The sequence below is a fragment of the Lactobacillus sp. wkB8 genome (assembly GCF_000761135.1).
GTDB classification, from domain to species: Bacteria; Bacillota; Bacilli; order Lactobacillales; family Lactobacillaceae; genus Lactobacillus; species Lactobacillus helsingborgensis.
The window spans coordinates 1,025,605-1,043,612 of the sequence record NZ_CP009531.1 but is presented as its reverse complement, the minus strand read 5'-3'; the positions used below and the strand labels follow the sequence as shown (position 1 = coordinate 1,043,612).

Below are 18,008 nucleotides of genomic sequence, written 5' to 3'. Positions count from 1 at the left end.
ATAGAAAGAAGATGATAAAATGGTAAAAACAATATTTGCTGAAGGAGAACCACAGAGTATTACAGAGGTATTAGCAAATAAAGATGAAAGAGCAGAGTTGCAACAAACAACATTTCAAAAGTTTCCTGAATGTACGCTACTGGATGTTAAATTAAACATTCCTGGCCCTATCAAAAACAATCACTATTTAAAAGAAATTTTTACTTCAGGTATTCTGAATTTGGAAGAAATTTTGCACAATAGCCAGTTACCTTTTACTTTGTATAAACATTGGCAGAGAGCTACAGGTTCAGAGAATTTTTATCTTGTTGATGCTAATTATCGTTCCGTTAAACAAAAGGCAGTTGAATTTGAGAATAAGCAAAAAATTAATCGGTTATTTGATGCCGATGTATTAATTAGAAAACAAAAACAGGCAATATCCCGCAAAGATCTAGGCTTGCCTGTTCGCAAATGCTTTTTATGTTCAAAACCTGCTAAAGAATGCGCTCGTTCAAGAACACATTCAGTTGCAGATCTGCAAAATTATATTACTAGCTTATATAATGAAAAGTTCTGTAAAAAATCCGCCAATTAAAGTGCCTCGTTTTTGCGTAGAACTCTTTCAGCTATACCTGAAGTGGTTATTAAATGGGTTATTACGCCAGATCTGAGAGCCCCCAAAAGCGCATCTTCCTTAAACCGGTTTTTAACAATTACAAATCGATCAGGAACTGCTAAAATGTCTGAAAGACTGATGCCAGATATGTGGGGTTCAATCGGACTGTAAAAGCGACCTTTAATATCATACGGTCTGCCAAAAATAATCCCTGCTAACTGATTTTTTTTAATCCCTGTAAATAGCTTGTCAGCGTAATAATCCATAAAAAATTGTCCAGATTCCAGCGATTGCATGGTACCGATGCTTGCAAACACCAGGTCAAGTTTTGAAAAATACTTTTCAATATATTGATAATAGGGCTCTTGCTGAATTTTTTTGACTAGTCCCGGATCAATGGCATAAAGAGGAGCGGGAAAAGTTAGACTTTTTGCATTAAATTTGTCAGCAGCATGTTGAATAAGTGGCTGCTTGCGTTTGCTAGCATTAACCACCTGACCCAATAGTTGAACAACTGTCAGGTCAGGGCGAGTTTCTGTTGAAAAATCATCAATAATATCCCTTAAAAGTGTTCCCCAAGTAAGACCAACAACATTGGCAGACGTAATATAATTTTGAATTTGTTTTGCCGCAAAATTGACAATCATTTCATTGTCTTGGTTTTTAGTTTCTTTATCTTCTAAGATATAAACTTCTTTCAGATCAAAAAGGCTTTGGAATTTTCGTTCCAAATTTTGTGCTCGTTTGGGGCTTTGATAAATGCTAATCTTAACAATCCCTTTATTTTCAGCTTCATCAATTGCCTTGGCTATCAGATAACGGGAAAGGTTATACTTCTTTGAGATTTCAGCAATATTCAGTTTGCTCAAGAAGTAGTCATGTGCAATATTTGCAAGCTGTTCATCTGTTAATAATGTCATTTATTTATTCCTATTCTGTCTACTTGGTATTTGTTTTAATTATATTAGAAAAAGCGCTTTATTACTATGACCAAAACAATATTTTAAAAGATAATAATTCTCAAAGGGAGTGTTATTGTCTAAATATTCTTTTATTCTAGCAAATCACTAAATTTGGCATTAGTTACTTTTTGCAAATCCTGCGGTTTTAAAAAAACGCTCCGACCAACTTTACCACTCGAAACTGCAATTTCTTGTTCTTGCAGCATACTTTTATCAAGAAAAATAGGAATGTGGTGTTTAAAGTAAATCCCAATCGGAGTATTTGCACCATGAACATAGCCAGTTGTTTTTTCTAAATCTTTTAAAGGAAGCATTTCACACTTTTTATTTCCTGAAATTTTAGCCAGTTTTTTCAAGCTTAAATGTTCAGTCACGGGGATTACACCAACAACAGTTGGGATTTTATTGCCAGAACACACGAGTGTTTTATAGACCAAATGTTCATTCTCGTTTAAAATGGAAGTATCCATTTGGGCTACACCACCTGAATCTTCATGTGTAGCAAATTCTGCTTGTCGGTATGGAATCTTATCTCTATCCAATATTTTTTCTACTAGTGTTTTTTCAATCTTATTTTTCTTTTTTGACATTAATATCACCTTTTTAATGATAGCATTGATAAAAAGGAAAATAAAAAGGGAGTTAAAAAAATAATGAAATTATTAATTATTAAAATTGAAACCAGCCATGAAGTTGAAGATGCTTTAAATATCTACAGTCAAGATGTATTGCACTGTTTAGGGACTGAATCACGCAAACGCTCTGATTTTGAGCAGGCTGGCTGGGAATCAGACTCCACGATTGTTAACCTCAGTGAGATAAACGACTTACCACAAGATTTACAATTTTTAGCATATTTTGATATTGAACAAGATAAAGCTGAACTGGTTGAAAAGTACCAGAAGAAATTAGCTGAGTTAAAAAGTTATGGCTTGCAAATTGGCAAAGCAAAAATAACCACTTCTTATATTAAAGACGAAGACTGGAACACAGTTTGGCAAAAATTTTATCATGTCATAAACTTTTCGCGGCATCTGGCAATTTTGCCAGAATGGGAAGATTATCAACCAGCTTTTAAAGATCAGCAGTTAATCAAACTTGATCCTGGTTTGGCATTTGGCACTGGCACACATAAGACAACGCAAATAGCATTAATGGGACTAGAACAAGCACTAACTGAGCCAAAGACTGTCTGTGACGTGGGGACAGGTTCTGGTATTTTGGCCATTGCTTCTTCTTTATTGGGAGCCAGTTCTGTTGTGGCTACCGATATCTCGGATGAAGCTGTCACAGCGGCAAAAGAGAATATCGCTCTTAATCATTTGGCAAATATCAAGGTGGAAAAGGCTAGTTTGCTTAATGGTGTAGAAGGAAAATATGACATTATTATTGCTAATATTTTGGCGGAAATTCTGCTTGAGCTAATTCCTGAATTAAATGAACACTTAAATACAGGTGGTAAAGTGATTTTTTCGGGAATAGATTATACTCAGCTGGATAAAATCAAAGCCGCTTTGACAAAGCATAATTTTAAAATTGATTTGACAATCGAGCATGGGCGCTGGGTTGGATTAATTATAGAAAGAAAAGATAACTAAAAAGAGTTATAATAGATAATTAAATTAGTAAGGAATTAGTAAGTTGCTTGATAAACTAAAAAACATACCTTTAATTAACAAATTAAATAGTTATAAGGTAATGCCAGTAATATGGTGGAGCATTTTAGTTGTTATCTTACCCCTTATTTTCAGTCTATTAAGAATAGGGACTATTTGGCGGGTAGGATTACTTTTTATACTCTTTAACAGTATAATCAGCTATCATATTGGTAAGTTGATTAAAACAATTAATCTTAAACACTACTGGCTGCTATTTATGCCAGGCTGTTTTTGCCTAATTGTTTTATTCAAATATGCTAATTATAACTTTTTATTTGGACTAATTTATCTTATTTTAGAGATTTTTGGTGTAATGGATAACCAAATATACGGGTAATATTAGAAGGGTCGGTTTATATGTCTAAGTACATTGAGATGACGCACAAGCAGGTGATAGATACCTGCAAGAAGTATATGAACGATAAGCAAATTGCTTTTGTTGAAGAAGCTTACGAATTTGCTAAAAATGCGCACAGTGAGCAAAAGAGAGCTTCCGGACAGCCTTATATTGTTCATCCCACTCAAGTTGCTGGAACTCTTGCCAAATTAAGTCTTGACCCTGATACTATAGCGGCAGGTTTTTTACATGATACTGTTGAAGATACACCAGTAACTAATGATGATATCAAAGAAAAGTTTGGTAAAGATGTAGCTTTTATTGTTGATGGGGTAACAAAACTAAATAAATATCAGTATAAGTCACACCAAGAATTTTTAGCTGAAAATCACAGGAAAATGTTGATCGCAATGGCTAAAGATATCCGTGTGATTATGGTCAAGTTGGCTGATAGACTGCACAATATGCATACTTTAGAACATTTGCGTCCTGATAAGCAGCGCCGAATTGCATCTGAAACGATGGATATTTATGCGCCTTTGGCGGATCGGTTAGGTATTGGTACGATCAAATGGGAACTTGAAGACATGAGTTTTCATTATTTGAACCCTAAAGCATATTATCGCATTGTTAATTTAATGAGTCTTAAACGTAGTCAAAGAGAAAAATATATCCAAGATGCAATTAAGACACTTAAAGACAGTTTAGATAGCTTAGGTATTAAATACGAGATCTATGGTCGGCCAAAGCATATTTATTCCATTTACAAAAAAATGGTTAATAAGCATAAAGACTTTAATGAAATTTATGACTTGTTAGCCGTACGCGTGATAGTCAAAACAGTGAAAGATTGCTATGCGGTTTTAGGTGCTGTTCATACTAAATGGAAACCAATGCCAGGTCGTTTTAAAGATTATATTGCTGTACCTAAAGTAAATGGTTACCAGTCACTCCACACTACAATTATTGGCCCCGGGGGTCGACCGCTGGAAATTCAGATTAGAACTGAACAAATGCATGAAGTGGCTGAATACGGTGTGGCTGCCCACTGGGCTTATAAAAGAGGTAATTTAAAGGGCGTAGAGCAGACTAGCTCTAATGAAAAATTGGACATGGTCCGTGAAATTTTAGAGCTTAAGGACGAAACTCAAGATGCCGATGAATTTATGAAAAGCGTTAAGAGTGAAATCTTTTCAGATCGGGTTTATGTTTTTACACCTAAGGGTGAAGTTTACGAATTGCCCAAAGGCTCAGTGACTCTCGATTTTGCCTATGAAATTCATACTCAAGTCGGTAGCCATTCGGTTGGAGCCAAGGTAAATGGTAAATTGGTACCATTGGATTATAAACTTAAAAATGGCGACGTAATTGAAATCATGACCCAATCTAATGCCAGTCCTTCTCGTGATTGGGTGGACATGGTCAAAACTTCACGCGCCCGCAATAAAATTCGCCGTTACTTTAGAAACCAGGATCGTGACCACAGCATTGAGCAAGGTGAACAAATGGTTGCGGAGAAGCTCCGCGATCAAGGTCTTGCGCCTAAAGAGTTTATGTCAAAAGAGCATATCGAGCCGCTTTTAGACCAGTTAAATTACCACAACGCCGATGAAATGTATGCCTCAATTGGTTTCGGTGATCTTTCAGCTATTGGCGTGGTTAACAGATTAACAGCAGACTTGCGGCGTGAAGATGAAAGAAAAAAGCAAAAGCAGCTTGAAGAAGAAATATTAAATTCGGGTCAGAAATCTGTTTCGGAGCCTCAACCCCATAAAAAAGATTCTAAGGCAATGAAGATTAAGCACAAAAATGGGGTTATGATTCAAGGAATTAGTGACTTGATGCTTCATTTGGCTAAATGTTGTAACCCTGTTCCGGGCGACGAAATTGTGGGCTATGTGACTAAAGGACGCGGCGTTACAATTCATCGTGCAGATTGTCGCAATATAGTCAATAATGACGAAAGCAAGGGCAGGTTGATCGAAGTTCAGTGGGAAAACGTTGAAGAAAATAGTGCCCAAGCTTTTAACGCTAACATTGAAGTTTTTGGCTATAACAGAGGAAAACTGCTGACTGATGTCATTACCAAATTAAACACATTAACTCCTAATATTAATAATATTTCTGGTAAGGTTAATGAGGATAATATTGCTCACATATACGCCACAGTAGCTGTTAATAATTCGGCGCAATTAGATGGTATTTTAACTAAGTTACGCGATATTCCGGATATATATCAAACAAGGAGAGCAGATAATTAATGCGGATTGTCATTCAAAGAGTAAATCATGCCAGCGTCAATATTGCTGGCAAGGTAGTAGGAGAAATTAACAAGGGACTCCTGCTTTTAGTCGGTTTAAAAGACGGAGACGATTCTAATGTGGTCAAAAAGGCGGCTGCAAAAATAGCCAAAATGCGCATTTTTGAAGATGAAGATGGCAAAACCAATTTGGCAATTAAAGATGTTGGCGGACAAATATTAAGCGTGAGCCAATTTACCTTGTTAGCTGATACTAAAAAAGGCAATAGACCAAGTTTCATTAAAGCTATGAAACCGCCAAAGTCCCAGGAATTATGGCAAGATTTTAATCAAGAACTCGTCAAACTAGGCTTAACAGTTGAAACTGGTGAATTTGGGGCTGATATGAAAGTAGATTTACAAAATGATGGACCATTCACGATAGTACTTGATTTGTAAAAAATAAGCCGCAATGCTAGTATAGGTTGACTTTTTGTCTTGAAAACTATAAGCTAAAAAAAGAATTATCAATGACAAAGACTGAAGTTTAGTATTTTTTATACAGAGACCGCTAATTACGCTGAAAAGGCGGAAAAAGCTAACTGTGACCCCTTTACCAGATAATATTCGCTTCGCGAGCGTTATTCGCAGCAGGTAAAAGGTGGTACCGTGCTAATTCAGAGCGCCCTTGATTTATTCAAGGACGTTTTTTAATTAAAAGGATGATTAAATGAGAGTGCAAAGACCCAAAGGAACAGTTGACATTTTGCCAGATGAATCTGGTTCATGGGAAAAAGTAGAGCAGATTCTGCGTGATTTTTTTAAGCAGGCAAATTACCGGGAAATTCGGACACCAAGTTTTGAAAACTATAATGTTTTTTCACGTTCAAGCGGTGAAACGTCTGATGTAGTCGAAAAAGAAATGTATGATTTTAACGATAAAGGCGGCAGACACATCGCTTTACGTCCTGAAGGGACTGCCGGTGTCGTTCGTGCTTATGTTGAAGATAAGCTCTATGCACCAGAGGTAGCCAAGCCGTTAAATGTTTATTACATAGAATCAACATTTCGTTATGAAAGACCTCAAGCTGGACGTCAACGGGAATTTCACCAAATTGGCATTGAAAGTTTCGGCTCAGCTAATCCGTTAGCAGATGTAGAAACAATAGTTTTAGCTCATGATCTTTTAGCTCAACTGGGTGTTAAGAACTACGAGTTGCACATTAACACTTTGGGTAATGCTCAGGTGCGCCAAGATTATCATGATGCATTGGTAAATTATTTTATGCCCGTTAGAGATCAACTTTCAGATGACTCTAAGAGACGTTTAGAGAAAAATCCTTTGCGTATTTTGGATTCTAAAGATGAACAAGATAAGAAGTTCTTGCCAAATGCACCTAAGATAGTTGATTATCTGGATGAAGAATCAAAGGGAAACTTTGATCAGATATTGATGATGCTTGATCAACTGGATATTAAATATGTGATTGATAATGATCTCGTTCGCGGCCTTGATTATTATACGGGTGTAATTTTTGAATTTATGGTCGAAGATAAAAGTATTTGGGAATCAGCATCAACCATTTTAGGTGGCGGACGCTATGATAATTTGGTTGAAGAATTTGACGGACCAAAAACTCCAGCCGTTGGTTTCGGTATAGGAGAAGAACGCTTAATGCTTGTCTTGCACAAGCAAAATCCTGCACTTTTTGAAGATCAAGGAATCGACTTCTTTATCACAAATATTGGTGAAGAAGCAGCAATAAAAGCAGTTGAAATTGCTCGTTTACTTCGCAGTCAGGGCTTGAAAGTGCAATACGATGTTGACCAAAAGAAATTGAAAGCACAATTTAAAAAAGCTGATAGAGCTGAAGCAAAATACGTGATCACATTGGGTGCCAAAGAAATGGCGGCAGGAATACTGAATGTCAAAAGGCTTGCTGATGCAAAAACATTTAAGTTAGAATTAACTGATCTTGAAAATATGACTGCTGTCATGAAAAAATTGAAGGAATAATAAAATGGAACAAATGGAAAAAAGAACTGATTACTGTGGCAACATCACGACCGCTTACCTTAATCAAGAAGTAAATCTCTATGGTTGGGTTCAACGTGTACGTAATTTGGGTAACCTAGTATTTATCGATTTGCGCGATCGTGAAGGTATTGTTCAGGTAGTAGTAAATCATGACTCTGGTCAAAGCTTAATGGCAATGGCTGATTCTCTGGGAAACGAATATGTTATCCAAGTTAAGGGTAAGGTGGTTAAGCGTTCTAGCATTAATCCCGACATGAAAACGGGCGAAGTCGAAGTTGATGCTAAAGAAATCATAATTCTAAATAAATCGGAAAACCCTCCTTTTGAAATAAAAGATAATGTTGAAATAGCTGAACAGACCAGGCTAAAATACCGTTACTTAGATTTACGCAGGCCTGCATTACAAAAAGCAATTATTTTACGTTCAAAAATATTACGCGCAACACATGAATTTTTTGATCAAAATGGTTTTATTGACATCGAGACTCCTATTTTAGGTAAGTCCTCCCCAGAAGGTGCCCGTGACTATTTAGTACCTTCAAGAATTTATCCAGGCAGCTTTTATGCTTTGCCACAATCACCGCAGCTCTTTAAGCAACTATTGATGGGTGCTGGCTTTGATAAATATTATCAATTAGCAAGATGCTTCCGTGATGAAGATTTGCGTGGTGACAGACAACCGGAATTTACTCAAATTGATATGGAAACTTCTTTTACTGATGAACAACAAGTACAAGATTATACCGAGGGCTTGCTGAAGAAAATCATGAAAGATGTCATGAATATTGATTTGAAAACACCAATTGCTCGTATATCTTGGACTGACGCTATGAATAAATATGGTACTGACAAGCCTGATACCCGGTTTGGAATGCTTATTCATGATTTAAGCAGTATTTTTAAAGACAGTGACTTCAAAGTCTTCTCTGGAGCAATCGCAGATGGCGGCTTTGTTAAAGGTATCGCAGTCAAAGATGGGGCAAACAAGTATTCCCGTAAGCAAATTGAGCAAAAACAAGACTATATCAAACGCTACCATGCAAAGGGCTTGGCCTGGGTCAAGTATGAAGATGGTGAGTTTTCTGGGCCTGTTTCCCGCTTTTTAACTGCTGAAAACAAATCTGCTTTAATCGCTGAATTTGGTTTGCAGGGTGGAGAATTACTAGTATTTATTGCCGACAAATGGAAAGTCTGCTGTGATTCTCTTGATCATTTAAGACGGGAATTTGCAAAAGAAACCGCCATTATTCCTCAACATGAATTTGACTTTGTATGGGTAGTTGATTGGCCATTATTTGAATATGATGAGGGCTTTGGCAGATGGATTGCGGCGCACCATCCGTTTACAATGCCTGATGATGAAGGGATTAAATTACTAGATACTGATCCGCATAAGGCTCACGCCCGTAGTTATGATATAGTTATGAACGGGGATGAGCTTGGCGGTGGCTCTATTCGTATTCATAAGCGCTCCATTCAAGAAAAAATGCTTAAAGCACTGGGCTTTTCGAAAAAACGTGCTTATGAACAATTTGGCTACTTGCTTGACGCTCTAGACATGGGCTTTCCACCACATGCTGGTCTTGCTATTGGTCTTGATCGGTTTGCAATGCTTTTGGCTGAAAAAGATAATATTCGCGATGTTTTAGCCTTTCCGAAAAATGCCAACGCCTCAGAGCCGATGATGCATGCTCCAGCACCAGTGTCTGACCAACAACTTTCAGACTTGGGTATTGAAGTTGAAGAACAATATCAGGATAGCGTTGCCAAGATTGAAAACAATTTGAAGATTCAAGCTGAAAAAGATGCAGCAAGAAATACTACTTGGGATTAAAAATACAAATTAAAAAAAGAAGCACGAAGTGTAAGTACTTCATGCTTCTTTTTTTCCATTCTACTATTTAATTATTGGTCAATATTTGTATATAAAGGAGTAACGGATGACAGAAAAATTTCATCGCGCGTTTGGTTGTTATGGTATTATTGGCAATTCAAACAGTTTAGTTGTAATTAAAAAGAATGGTGGTCCCTATATTAATCGCTACGATCTGCCTGGAGGCAGTTTAGAAGACGGTGAAAAACTGCTGGACGCTGTGAAAAGAGAAGTAAACGAAGAAACGGGGTTAGTCGTAGAAGATTGCGCTCAAATTGGCTTAACCTCATTTGAATATCCCTGGGATTATCGACAATGGCATTTCAACCAACATATTTGTGTTTTTTATCGCATCAATGAGGTTAAAAGTAACATAAAAACTGAAGTAGAGCAGTTTACTGGTCAAGATTCTTTAGGAGCACTTTCAGTTCCATTAAACAAATTGACTATTGCAAATTCTTCACCTTTAGTACTAAAAGCAAAAGAATTTTTATTAGAACCAGCTTCTTTTGATTTAACCGATCAAACTTTTAAAACGTGGCAGGTTTTAGATAAACCAGTTTTTTAACATAAAAAAGCGACTAAGTTTTTACTTAATCGCTTTTTCGTTAAACTACTTTAAATCGTGTAAAAATGCTAATGCCTCTGCGTAGTTAGGCTCATTAGTTAATTCAGAAATTAATTCTCGGTATAAAACTTTCTTGTTTGCATCAACAATCCAAATGCTTCTGGAGTCAAATTTGGTGTCTGCAATAAATAAGCCCATATTTTTACCAAAATCAAATTCTTCATCAGATAAAAGCTTCATTTTAGTAACATCTTCAGCAGCACACCAATTTTTTTGTTCTTCAGGTGTATTGGTAGAAATAGTATAGAAGTTAATATCTGCGAATTTGTCAACTTCGCCGTTAAAGTGTTTAGTAGAAATACTGCAAACACTGGTATTAATATTTGGCACAACACTAATTAAAGTTGGCTTATCAATCAGTTCGTCTACTGTTGCAAATGAACCGTCAGCCTGTTTTACCTTAAAGTTAGGCAATTGTTCACCAATTTTAGGTGGCTCTCCGTTAGTTGACAGTGGTTCGTTTTTCATTGTTACTTGCATAATTTAACCCTTTCTTTTATAAATAAAAATCTTTCCACAATCCAGTTTAAACTACAATTGTGTACAAGCCCAAGAAATTAGCTTTTTATTTATTTTCAGTGTATGAAGTAATACGTCTGATAGCTTCTTTAATATTTTCTTCAGAAGAAGCATAGGAAAAGCGGACATACCCTTGGCCACCGGCTCCAAAATAGCTGCCCGGTGTTGCGCCCACTTTGGCTTTTTCAGCTAGATCATTAGCAAAAGCCACATCGTCACAGCCGAACTTAGCTGGAATTTTGGCAAAAATGTAAAAAGCACCTTCAGGTGTAGCTAACGTATAACCGTTTTTCTCCAGACCCTCTTGTAAAATTTGCAAGCGCCGCTGGTATTTAGCACGCGCTGCAATATAGTCTTGTTCGCCGTTTTCCAAAGCTTCAGCCGCACCAATTTGGACATTATCAGTTACAGAAGAAATTAAAAATGAGTTAATTTTGATCATTGACTTCATTAATTCAGCTGGTCCGGCAATATAACCGATTCGCCAACCAGTCATAGCAAAACTTTTGGATAATCCCGAAAGTAAAACTGTTCTTTCAGGAATAATTTGGGTCAATGAATAATGTTTCTTATCACCATATATCAACTCTGCATAAATTTCGTCACTCACCGCAAACATGTCGTAGTCAGTAATGACTTGGGCTAATTCCGCTAAGTTTTCTTTAGAGTAGACGCGTCCAGTAGGATTTGAAGGGTCAGTAATGACAACTGCCTTCGCTCCTTTGCCTTCATTTTCTAGTGTTTCCTTTAATTTGGCTGGCGTTAATAAAAAATTATCGGCAGAAGTATCTACCTGAATTGGAATGCCACCAGCCATCTCGATAATGCCAAAGTAAACTCCCCAAACCGGAGTAGGAACTATGATCTTCTCTCCTGGATTTAAAAGGGCCATGGCGGCAATGTTCAGGCCTTCGGAAACTCCAACAGTCGCACACAATTCGGTTGCAGGATCATAATTTACGCCTAAACTTTGGTTTAGATACTTGCTCACTGCTTTAAGGTACTTCTTTTTACCAGCTTCTGGGGCATAATGAGAATCATCATTAGTAATATCATTAATTGCCGCTTGTTTAATATGTTCAGGTGTATTTAAGTCTGGCTCTCCGATAGTTAATTTAATTATTCCTGGGATCGTAGAAATTCTTTGGTTAAAAGAGCGAATCGCAGAACTAGGCAAATTTTTGATTTTAGTATTTATTTTTGCATTTAAGCTTTTTGCTAATTTTGGCATAAAAAGAACCTTCCTATTTTGATTGAAACCATATTATAACCCAGTATTAATCTGTTTGAAAATAAGAATAGCATTATTTTATTAAGTTTTATTTTAGTATGCTAATGCAAATTTTGTTATAGTTAAGAAAGGAGGGTGATGCAAAATGGACCAAAACAAAAAAGAGCAAAGATTAAAAGAGCTGACACCTGATCAATATCAAGTAACGCAACAGGCGGCAACTGATTATCCATTTAAAGGAAAATACGATGACTTTTACCAAAAAGGACTTTATGTAGATATAGTTTCCGGTGAACCTTTATTTTCTAGTGAAGATAAATATGATGCGGGTTGTGGTTGGCCTAGCTTTACCCGACCGATTAAGAAATTGGTTTATCATCGTGATCAATCACATAATATGGAAAGAACTGAGGTCAAGAGCCCAGATGCAGATTCGCATTTAGGGCACGTATTTGACGATGGACCAGCTGACCAGGGTGGATTGAGATATTGTATTAATTCTTCGTCTTTAGATTTTATCCCGTATGCAGACTTAGATAAAAGAGGCTACGGTGAATATAAAAAACTTTTTAAATAATAAAAATTATGTAAAAAACATGACCCAAGAGGATCATGTTTTTTTGTGTTCTGATTTAGACAATTTCTTGTTCTTTAAAGCTGCCGTAAACACGCTCAACTTCAGTAACGCTCATAAAGGCGTAGGGATCGCTTTTTTTAACAATGTGGACTATATCGTACATATCGTAACGATCGATCACGGTGATTAAGACTTTTTTCTCGTTATGACTGTATGCGCCCTCAACATCATGAAAAATGGTAATGCCGCGGTGCATTTTCTCTTGAATGCCATCTATAATAGCGTGGGGTTGTTCAGTTACAATCGTCACTTGTAGCTTTTGGTGCTGGGTGTAAACAGCATCAATTACTCGGCCATTAATAAAGATAGTTAAAGCCGAATATAAAGCTCGTGTCCATCCAAAAGCTAAACCGGCAGCCGCAATAATTAATAGGTTGATCAGAATGCTGATTTTGCCGTAACTTGTACCCGTTTTTCTCTGGATCACAATGCCAATAATGTCAAGTCCACCGGTAGAAATGCCATTTTTTAAAGCAAAACCAGTCCCGAGTCCATTAATCATTCCACCAAAAATAGCACAGACTAAAGGATCAATATGCATATTGACAGGTTGGATTACCCGCATCATAATTGAACCCAATATAACCGTAATAATGGTAAAAAACGTAAATTTATGACCTATTTTTAGCCAAGCAAGCAATAATAGGGGCAAATTTAATACCAAATATAAAACAGAAGTTGGCAGTTCAACAGGTAAAAATCGTTCACTCATGGTATTAATTAACTGCGCAAATCCAGTGATTCCTGAAGAATACATGTGTCCCGGCGTCCAAAAGAAGTTTAGGGCAACGGCTACAGCCAACGAGTAGAAAAATGAAGCTGAAATTTTTGAAAGTAGATTATAACGTCGGTTAAAGGCATCAAGCTGATCCATTTATTTTTATCCTTTTATCAATTTATTTAATCTAGATGTCAGTCTAACAAATTAATCTGCTGTGTCCAATAAATAAATGAGAAATAAGTAATTTTCTGCAAACAAAAGCAATCAGTCGAAGACAGATTGCTTAATTAAATTATTAGACTTTTAGGCAACTTATTAATCGTGAAATCTGACAGGGATAATATTCAATTTAAAATATACTAACACAATCAGCACGATTTTTAAGCTAAATTTCTTGAAAATTGTTTTAATTTTGCCAGTGCTTTTTAATAAATTCCTCTCTGCCACCTGATTCTTCAAGAGCGTAGCGTCTTGGATTTTTCTTGTAAAAATCTTGGTGATAATCTTCTGCAGGGTAAAATGGCTTCGCTGGTTCAATTTTAGTAACTATTGGCTCATTAAATCTGCCACTATTTTGCAAAGCTGCTCTGGACTTTTCTGCTGCTTCTTTTTGCGCATCTGAATTATAAAAAATTACAGGACGATAATTATCACCACGATCTTGAAATTGCCCAGATGCGTCAGTCGGATCAGTTACTTGCCAATAATAGTCAAGCAACTTTTCATAAGGCATAACTTCAGGATTGTAAGTGATTTCTACTGCTTCAGTATGTCCCGTCATTCCTGTACAGACCTGTTCATAGGTTGGATTAGGAACAGTACCACCAGTGTAACCGGAAATCACCTTTTTAATTCCCGGTAAAGAGTCAAACGGTTTAACCATACACCAAAAGCAACCACCAGCGAAAATAGCTGTATCTAATTTTTCTTTATTTTCATACATAATCTCTACACGCTTTCTATTGCTAGATCAGATTACTGTTTTACTCCATTTTATTTTGCCTAGTAGTTTACTGCAATTGATGAGCTTAAAATTATTAAACTTAGTAAATAATTAACTTAAATCTGTTTCTTTATCATAAAGCATACTGATCAAGTTCTATTACTTTATCATATTTTTTAGCAAATGCAGGTTGCACATTGTGTTCAATATCAATCACTGTGCCCGGGAAATTGAGAATCAAGTCAAAGACTTGACCGTAGCTTTCTTTATCTAAACCCGATAATGCTTCATCAACCAGTAATAACTTTTTATTGCGCAGTAGCAATCTGGCCAATTCTAACTTTCTCTTTTCTCCTCCAGATAAGGCATTGGCACCTTCACCAAGCCTCATATTCAATGCATTCTCATTAGCAAATTTGGTTAATCCGACTTCATGTAAAACTTGTAAAATTGAAGCAGTCGGATAATTTTGACCAAGACACAAGTTAAAAAGCAGGGTACCGGTAAAAATGGTAGTTTCTTGGGCTAAGACACCGATATTGTCATAAATTGGTTTAGCATATAACTCTTTGCTGTATTTAATTGTTCCACCCAATAATTTGAGCTCGTTCAACATTGTTTTTACAATCGTTGTTTTACCGATGCCGGATCTACCAGAAATTAAAATTTTTTCACCACTACTGGCACTAAAAGATAGATTATGGATAATAGCTTGATCATAACCAAATGAGCCATCATCAATTTTAAGTACCGTCTTATCTGTAAATTTTTGGGGCTCGATATTGTTAATTGGTTTTTCTTTGGTAGAAATAATTTTTTGGCATGATTCAATTAATGGGCGACTTGAAAGTAACTGGTTAGTGAATTGAATAGAACTAATTATGGGACTTGTAACCCTGTCTGCTGCTAAATATAAAGACATTAACGCACCAGCGGTCAATTGACCAATGCTGACAAAGTAAACGCCCAAACCCAAAGAAAGAATGGTAGATAATGAATAGAGCAAGTTAGAAACAAACCGTGAATGCTCCTTGTCCGCATCCATTTGATAATATTTATTTTCCGAGTCATTTAAGAGATTGTTCAGCTTATCCTTGAAGATTAACAAGCTTTCAAATCTTTTGATGGTATAGAAGCCGTTAAAATATTCAGTGGTGTGCAGTGAGTAGCGCTGGTATGACTTGTTCCACCGGTCAGTTGATTTGCTCAGCCATTTTTTAAAAACAAAGGGAACTACTGCTGGTATAAATCCTAATATTAAATAGGTTAGACCTAATATAGGATTAATCTTAATTACAAAGAATAAAGTGATTACTGCTTGCTCGATGCAGTAGATCAACATTATTACCGAATCAATAATCTGGTTCTCAAATTGTTTGATCGTGACATTGATAAAATTTAAAATTTTACTTGACTGTAGTTGCGGATGATTATTGTAGCTGGCTACTGCCTGGCTGCGCAACCATTTGTTAATAATTTCCCTGATATTCAAACTCAATAAGCGCCAAATCCAAAAAGAAGTATTAACTAAAACAAAGCACAGTAAAAACACCACTAATAAGATAAAAGAAGTGGAGAATTCTTTTTTACTGATATTGTCCATTAATTTACCAATTAGGATTGGGCTAATAATGCCATCTAAGGCGGTGATCCCGCCAAAAATAGCGATTAAGATCAGCCTAAACGCAACCATTTTTTTGATTGATTTATTTTCTTGTTGAATTTCCTGTTTGTTTGTCATTATTTGTCCTCAACCGATTGCACCTATTTAATTTTTTAATATTAAATTAATTATATGGAAGTTAAATAATGAAAACAATACATATCAAGAAAGAATTAACTTTGAACACCTAAATGATTCATAATAATTGCTGCAGTTTCCTCAATCGAGCGGTGAGCAACGTTTATTACAAAACAGCCAAGTTGATCATAAAGCTTTTGGGCCGAATCCAATTCTTTTATAATCGCATCAACATTGGAATAGGAAGTATCGGGATTTAGACCATAAGAAATCATTCTTTCACGCCTGATTTCATTTAATACTGAAATGTCATTTGTCAAACCAATAATTTTTTTAGGGTCAATTTGATAAATTTCTTTAGGAATATGGGTGTCTGGTACCAAAGGTAAATTAGCCACTTTTAAATTTTTGTTTGCTAAAAAAAGCGATAAGGGAGTTTTGGAAGTTCTTGAAACTCCTAAAAGTACCACATCGGCCTCTAAAAAGCCCTTAGGGTCTTTACCGTCATCATACATGACCGCAAACTCCATTGCAGAAATGCGATCAAAGTATTTTTGGTTCATTTTATGCTGGGCACCAATTCTTTGTTGCGGCTTAAGACCGGTCAATTCCTGGATGGATTCAATTGCTGGTGATAGAATATCCACACTTTTAACTTGGTGTTCTCTTACAAAACGAATAACCGGAATCTGCATTTCATCCTTGACCAAGCTGTAAATAATTAATAGATTAGGGTATTTTATAATTTCCGCAAATGTTTCTTCTAATTTTTCTTTATTAATTATAAAAGGATATCTGCGATAATTAATTTGCGCATCGGGAAATTGAGCAGCGGCGGCTACAGCATTGTTAAAGGCGGTATCTCCAGCAGAATCTGAAATTATAATAATGTTAACTTCTTTTTTTGGTGTTTCTTCAGCCATAGTATGCTCCTTTTTTTCTTTAATTATACAATTTAACCAAAATCATTTACAGATTAACTTTTTCCTGAATGATTTTTTAAAAAATATTGTACGTTTGTATTGACCGATTGTTGATGTTTGATATAATTTAGTTAAATGTATGACGGTAACGTCAAGAAATGGAAGGAGGGATCACATATGGCCAAGACAGTCGTTCACGAAAACGAGTCTATTGATGATGCTCTTCGTCGTTTTAAACGTTCCGTTTCTAGAAGTGGTACTTTACAGGAATACCGCAAGCGCGAGTTTTATGAAAAACCTAGCGTTCGTAGGAAACTAAAATCCGAAGCAGCTCGCAAACGTAGACATTATTAATTTATAAGCGACTTTTATCGTTGAGATAGGAGTCGTTTTTATTTAGTCCAATTAATTGATTTTAATGTTTTATTTAATTTAAACTCACTCTCAAATTTGATATAATTTAGCTAGATTTTGTTGAGAAAGAAGGAATTTTTTTGAGTCTGTCTGAACAAATAATGTCAGATATGAAAGAAGCAATGAAAGCACGTGACAAAGTCAAATTGAACACCGTGCGCATGATTAAATCTGCATTAATGAATGAAAAAATTAAAGCAGGTCATGATCTGACTCCTGAAGAAGAACTAACAGTTTTAAGCCGTGAAAAGAAGCAACGAGAAGAATCGATTAAAGAATTTGCCAAGGCAAACAGAAACGATCTAGTTGCTGAAACTAAGCAAGAGCTTGCAATTGTTGAGGATTATTTACCTAAGCAGCTTTCAAAGGAAGAACTTAATGAAGCAGCGGCTTCAGCGATTGCTGAAGTTAACGCTCATGATAAGTCAGATTTTGGCAAAGTAATGAAAGTTTTAATGCCTAAAATTAAGGGCAAAGCTGATGGAAAAGCAGCTTCGGCCGCAGTGCGTGATCAGCTAAGTTAAGCGCAAGAAAAGGAGCAGAGTT

18 protein-coding genes are annotated in these 18,008 nt (G+C 36.1%); 10 read left to right on the top strand and 8 right to left on the bottom strand.

Annotated elements, in window-relative coordinates; genetic code table 11:
• Positions 1–19 precede the first annotated feature (19 nt).
• Entirely contained in the window at positions 20–577 is a 558-nt protein-coding gene (citX, locus tag LACWKB8_RS04885) for a citrate lyase holo-[acyl-carrier protein] synthase (RefSeq protein WP_038522798.1), read from the top strand.
• On the opposite strand, the gene LACWKB8_RS04880 is transcribed toward citX, so the two are convergent.
• Positions 574–1,518 carry a sugar-binding transcriptional regulator gene (locus tag LACWKB8_RS04880; RefSeq protein ID WP_038522795.1) on the bottom strand — a complete coding sequence of 315 codons (945 nt, stop codon included), beginning with the start codon at positions 1,516–1,518 and terminating at the stop codon, positions 574–576. The two genes, citX and LACWKB8_RS04880, sit on opposite strands and share 4 nt — an antisense overlap.
• Before the next feature lie 131 nt (positions 1,519–1,649).
• Positions 1,650–2,150 (bottom strand): Cys-tRNA(Pro) deacylase, encoded by a 501-nt coding sequence (ybaK, locus tag LACWKB8_RS04875; RefSeq protein ID WP_038522792.1) that lies wholly within the window; start codon positions 2,148–2,150, stop codon positions 1,650–1,652.
• A 63-nt stretch (positions 2,151–2,213) separates the two neighbouring features.
• On the opposite strand from ybaK, the gene prmA reads away from it, so the two are divergent.
• The 6 genes from prmA to LACWKB8_RS04840 all read left to right on the top strand — a co-directional run bounded on the left by prmA (position 2,214) and on the right by LACWKB8_RS04840 (position 10,273).
• On the top strand, positions 2,214–3,158 hold the full coding sequence (gene prmA, locus LACWKB8_RS04870; RefSeq protein ID WP_038522790.1) for a 50S ribosomal protein L11 methyltransferase: 945 nt from the start codon (positions 2,214–2,216) through the stop codon (positions 3,156–3,158).
• A 417-nt stretch (positions 3,159–3,575) separates the two neighbouring features.
• Entirely contained in the window at positions 3,576–5,816 is a 2,241-nt protein-coding gene (locus LACWKB8_RS04860) for a bifunctional (p)ppGpp synthetase/guanosine-3',5'-bis(diphosphate) 3'-pyrophosphohydrolase (RefSeq protein ID WP_038522784.1), read from the top strand.
• Positions 5,816–6,253: a D-aminoacyl-tRNA deacylase gene (gene dtd / locus LACWKB8_RS04855; protein ID WP_038522782.1), complete on the top strand. Its 438-nt coding sequence runs from the start codon at positions 5,816–5,818 to the stop codon at positions 6,251–6,253. The genes LACWKB8_RS04860 and dtd overlap by 1 nt, the downstream gene beginning before the upstream one ends.
• A gap of 271 nt (positions 6,254–6,524) precedes the next feature.
• Complete coding sequence (gene hisS, locus LACWKB8_RS04850; RefSeq protein WP_038522779.1) at positions 6,525–7,811, top strand: histidine--tRNA ligase; 1,287 nt, start codon at positions 6,525–6,527, stop codon at positions 7,809–7,811.
• A 4-nt stretch (positions 7,812–7,815) separates the two neighbouring features.
• Complete coding sequence (gene aspS, locus LACWKB8_RS04845; protein WP_038522776.1) at positions 7,816–9,666, top strand: aspartate--tRNA ligase; 1,851 nt, start codon at positions 7,816–7,818, stop codon at positions 9,664–9,666.
• Between the two features lie 106 nt (positions 9,667–9,772).
• Positions 9,773–10,273 (top strand): NUDIX hydrolase, encoded by a 501-nt coding sequence (locus LACWKB8_RS04840; RefSeq protein WP_038522773.1) that lies wholly within the window; start codon positions 9,773–9,775, stop codon positions 10,271–10,273.
• 45 nt (positions 10,274–10,318) lie between these two features.
• Here the strand turns inward: LACWKB8_RS04840 and tpx are convergent, their stop codons facing one another.
• Together tpx and LACWKB8_RS04830 are read right to left on the bottom strand one after the other, a co-directional pair.
• Positions 10,319–10,813: a thiol peroxidase gene (gene tpx / locus LACWKB8_RS04835; RefSeq protein ID WP_038522770.1), complete on the bottom strand. Its 495-nt coding sequence runs from the start codon at positions 10,811–10,813 to the stop codon at positions 10,319–10,321.
• A gap of 85 nt (positions 10,814–10,898) precedes the next feature.
• Positions 10,899–12,083: a pyridoxal phosphate-dependent aminotransferase gene (locus LACWKB8_RS04830; RefSeq protein WP_038522767.1), complete on the bottom strand. Its 1,185-nt coding sequence runs from the start codon at positions 12,081–12,083 to the stop codon at positions 10,899–10,901.
• A 145-nt stretch (positions 12,084–12,228) separates the two neighbouring features.
• On the opposite strand from LACWKB8_RS04830, the gene msrB reads away from it, so the two are divergent.
• A complete protein-coding gene (gene msrB / locus LACWKB8_RS04825; protein WP_038522764.1) occupies positions 12,229–12,660 on the top strand; it encodes a peptide-methionine (R)-S-oxide reductase MsrB in 432 nt (143 codons plus the stop codon).
• A gap of 55 nt (positions 12,661–12,715) precedes the next feature.
• Here msrB and LACWKB8_RS04820 read toward each other — a convergent pair whose 3' ends face one another.
• The 4 genes from LACWKB8_RS04820 to LACWKB8_RS04805 all read right to left on the bottom strand — a co-directional run bounded on the left by LACWKB8_RS04820 (position 12,716) and on the right by LACWKB8_RS04805 (position 17,048).
• Positions 12,716–13,594 carry a YitT family protein gene (locus LACWKB8_RS04820; protein WP_038522761.1) on the bottom strand — a complete coding sequence of 293 codons (879 nt, stop codon included), beginning with the start codon at positions 13,592–13,594 and terminating at the stop codon, positions 12,716–12,718.
• Between the two features lie 253 nt (positions 13,595–13,847).
• Positions 13,848–14,384, bottom strand: coding sequence for a peptide-methionine (S)-S-oxide reductase MsrA (gene msrA / locus LACWKB8_RS04815; RefSeq protein ID WP_038522758.1), 537 nt, complete (start codon positions 14,382–14,384; stop codon positions 13,848–13,850).
• A 133-nt stretch (positions 14,385–14,517) separates the two neighbouring features.
• On the bottom strand, positions 14,518–16,125 hold the full coding sequence (locus LACWKB8_RS04810; protein ID WP_052059655.1) for an ABC transporter ATP-binding protein: 1,608 nt from the start codon (positions 16,123–16,125) through the stop codon (positions 14,518–14,520).
• A 95-nt stretch (positions 16,126–16,220) separates the two neighbouring features.
• Positions 16,221–17,048, bottom strand: coding sequence for a pyruvate, water dikinase regulatory protein (locus LACWKB8_RS04805; protein WP_038522756.1), 828 nt, complete (start codon positions 17,046–17,048; stop codon positions 16,221–16,223).
• Positions 17,049–17,225: 177 nt separating this feature from the next.
• On the opposite strand from LACWKB8_RS04805, the gene rpsU reads away from it, so the two are divergent.
• Together rpsU and LACWKB8_RS04795 are read left to right on the top strand one after the other, a co-directional pair.
• Positions 17,226–17,402 (top strand): 30S ribosomal protein S21, encoded by a 177-nt coding sequence (gene rpsU / locus LACWKB8_RS04800; RefSeq protein WP_009560161.1) that lies wholly within the window; start codon positions 17,226–17,228, stop codon positions 17,400–17,402.
• 140 nt (positions 17,403–17,542) lie between these two features.
• Positions 17,543–17,986, top strand: a complete 444-nt coding sequence (locus LACWKB8_RS04795) for a GatB/YqeY domain-containing protein (RefSeq protein ID WP_038522751.1) — start codon at positions 17,543–17,545, stop codon at positions 17,984–17,986.
• Positions 17,987–18,008: the final 22 nt, after the last annotated feature.

What these genes read in the sequence shown, in the direction of transcription:
- LACWKB8_RS04805 (WP_038522756.1), bottom strand. Translation starts at nt 17,048, where the DNA reads ATGGCTGAAGAAACACCAAAAAAAGAAGTTAACATTATTATAATTTCA.
- tpx (WP_038522770.1), bottom strand. Translation starts at nt 10,813, where the DNA reads ATGCAAGTAACAATGAAAAACGAACCACTGTCAACTAACGGAGAGCCA.
- LACWKB8_RS04860 (WP_038522784.1), top strand. Translation starts at nt 3,576, where the DNA reads ATGTCTAAGTACATTGAGATGACGCACAAGCAGGTGATAGATACCTGC.
- aspS (WP_038522776.1), top strand. Translation starts at nt 7,816, where the DNA reads ATGGAACAAATGGAAAAAAGAACTGATTACTGTGGCAACATCACGACC.
- msrA (WP_038522758.1), bottom strand. Translation starts at nt 14,384, where the DNA reads ATGTATGAAAATAAAGAAAAATTAGATACAGCTATTTTCGCTGGTGGT.
- LACWKB8_RS04810 (WP_052059655.1), bottom strand. Translation starts at nt 16,125, where the DNA reads ATGACAAACAAACAGGAAATTCAACAAGAAAATAAATCAATCAAAAAA.
- msrB (WP_038522764.1), top strand. Translation starts at nt 12,229, where the DNA reads ATGGACCAAAACAAAAAAGAGCAAAGATTAAAAGAGCTGACACCTGAT.
- LACWKB8_RS04820 (WP_038522761.1), bottom strand. Translation starts at nt 13,594, where the DNA reads ATGGATCAGCTTGATGCCTTTAACCGACGTTATAATCTACTTTCAAAA.
- LACWKB8_RS04880 (WP_038522795.1), bottom strand. Translation starts at nt 1,518, where the DNA reads ATGACATTATTAACAGATGAACAGCTTGCAAATATTGCACATGACTAC.
- rpsU (WP_009560161.1), top strand. Translation starts at nt 17,226, where the DNA reads ATGGCCAAGACAGTCGTTCACGAAAACGAGTCTATTGATGATGCTCTT.
- prmA (WP_038522790.1), top strand. Translation starts at nt 2,214, where the DNA reads ATGAAATTATTAATTATTAAAATTGAAACCAGCCATGAAGTTGAAGAT.
- ybaK (WP_038522792.1), bottom strand. Translation starts at nt 2,150, where the DNA reads ATGTCAAAAAAGAAAAATAAGATTGAAAAAACACTAGTAGAAAAAATA.
- LACWKB8_RS04830 (WP_038522767.1), bottom strand. Translation starts at nt 12,083, where the DNA reads ATGCCAAAATTAGCAAAAAGCTTAAATGCAAAAATAAATACTAAAATC.
- citX (WP_038522798.1), top strand. Translation starts at nt 20, where the DNA reads ATGGTAAAAACAATATTTGCTGAAGGAGAACCACAGAGTATTACAGAG.
- dtd (WP_038522782.1), top strand. Translation starts at nt 5,816, where the DNA reads ATGCGGATTGTCATTCAAAGAGTAAATCATGCCAGCGTCAATATTGCT.
- hisS (WP_038522779.1), top strand. Translation starts at nt 6,525, where the DNA reads ATGAGAGTGCAAAGACCCAAAGGAACAGTTGACATTTTGCCAGATGAA.
- LACWKB8_RS04840 (WP_038522773.1), top strand. Translation starts at nt 9,773, where the DNA reads ATGACAGAAAAATTTCATCGCGCGTTTGGTTGTTATGGTATTATTGGC.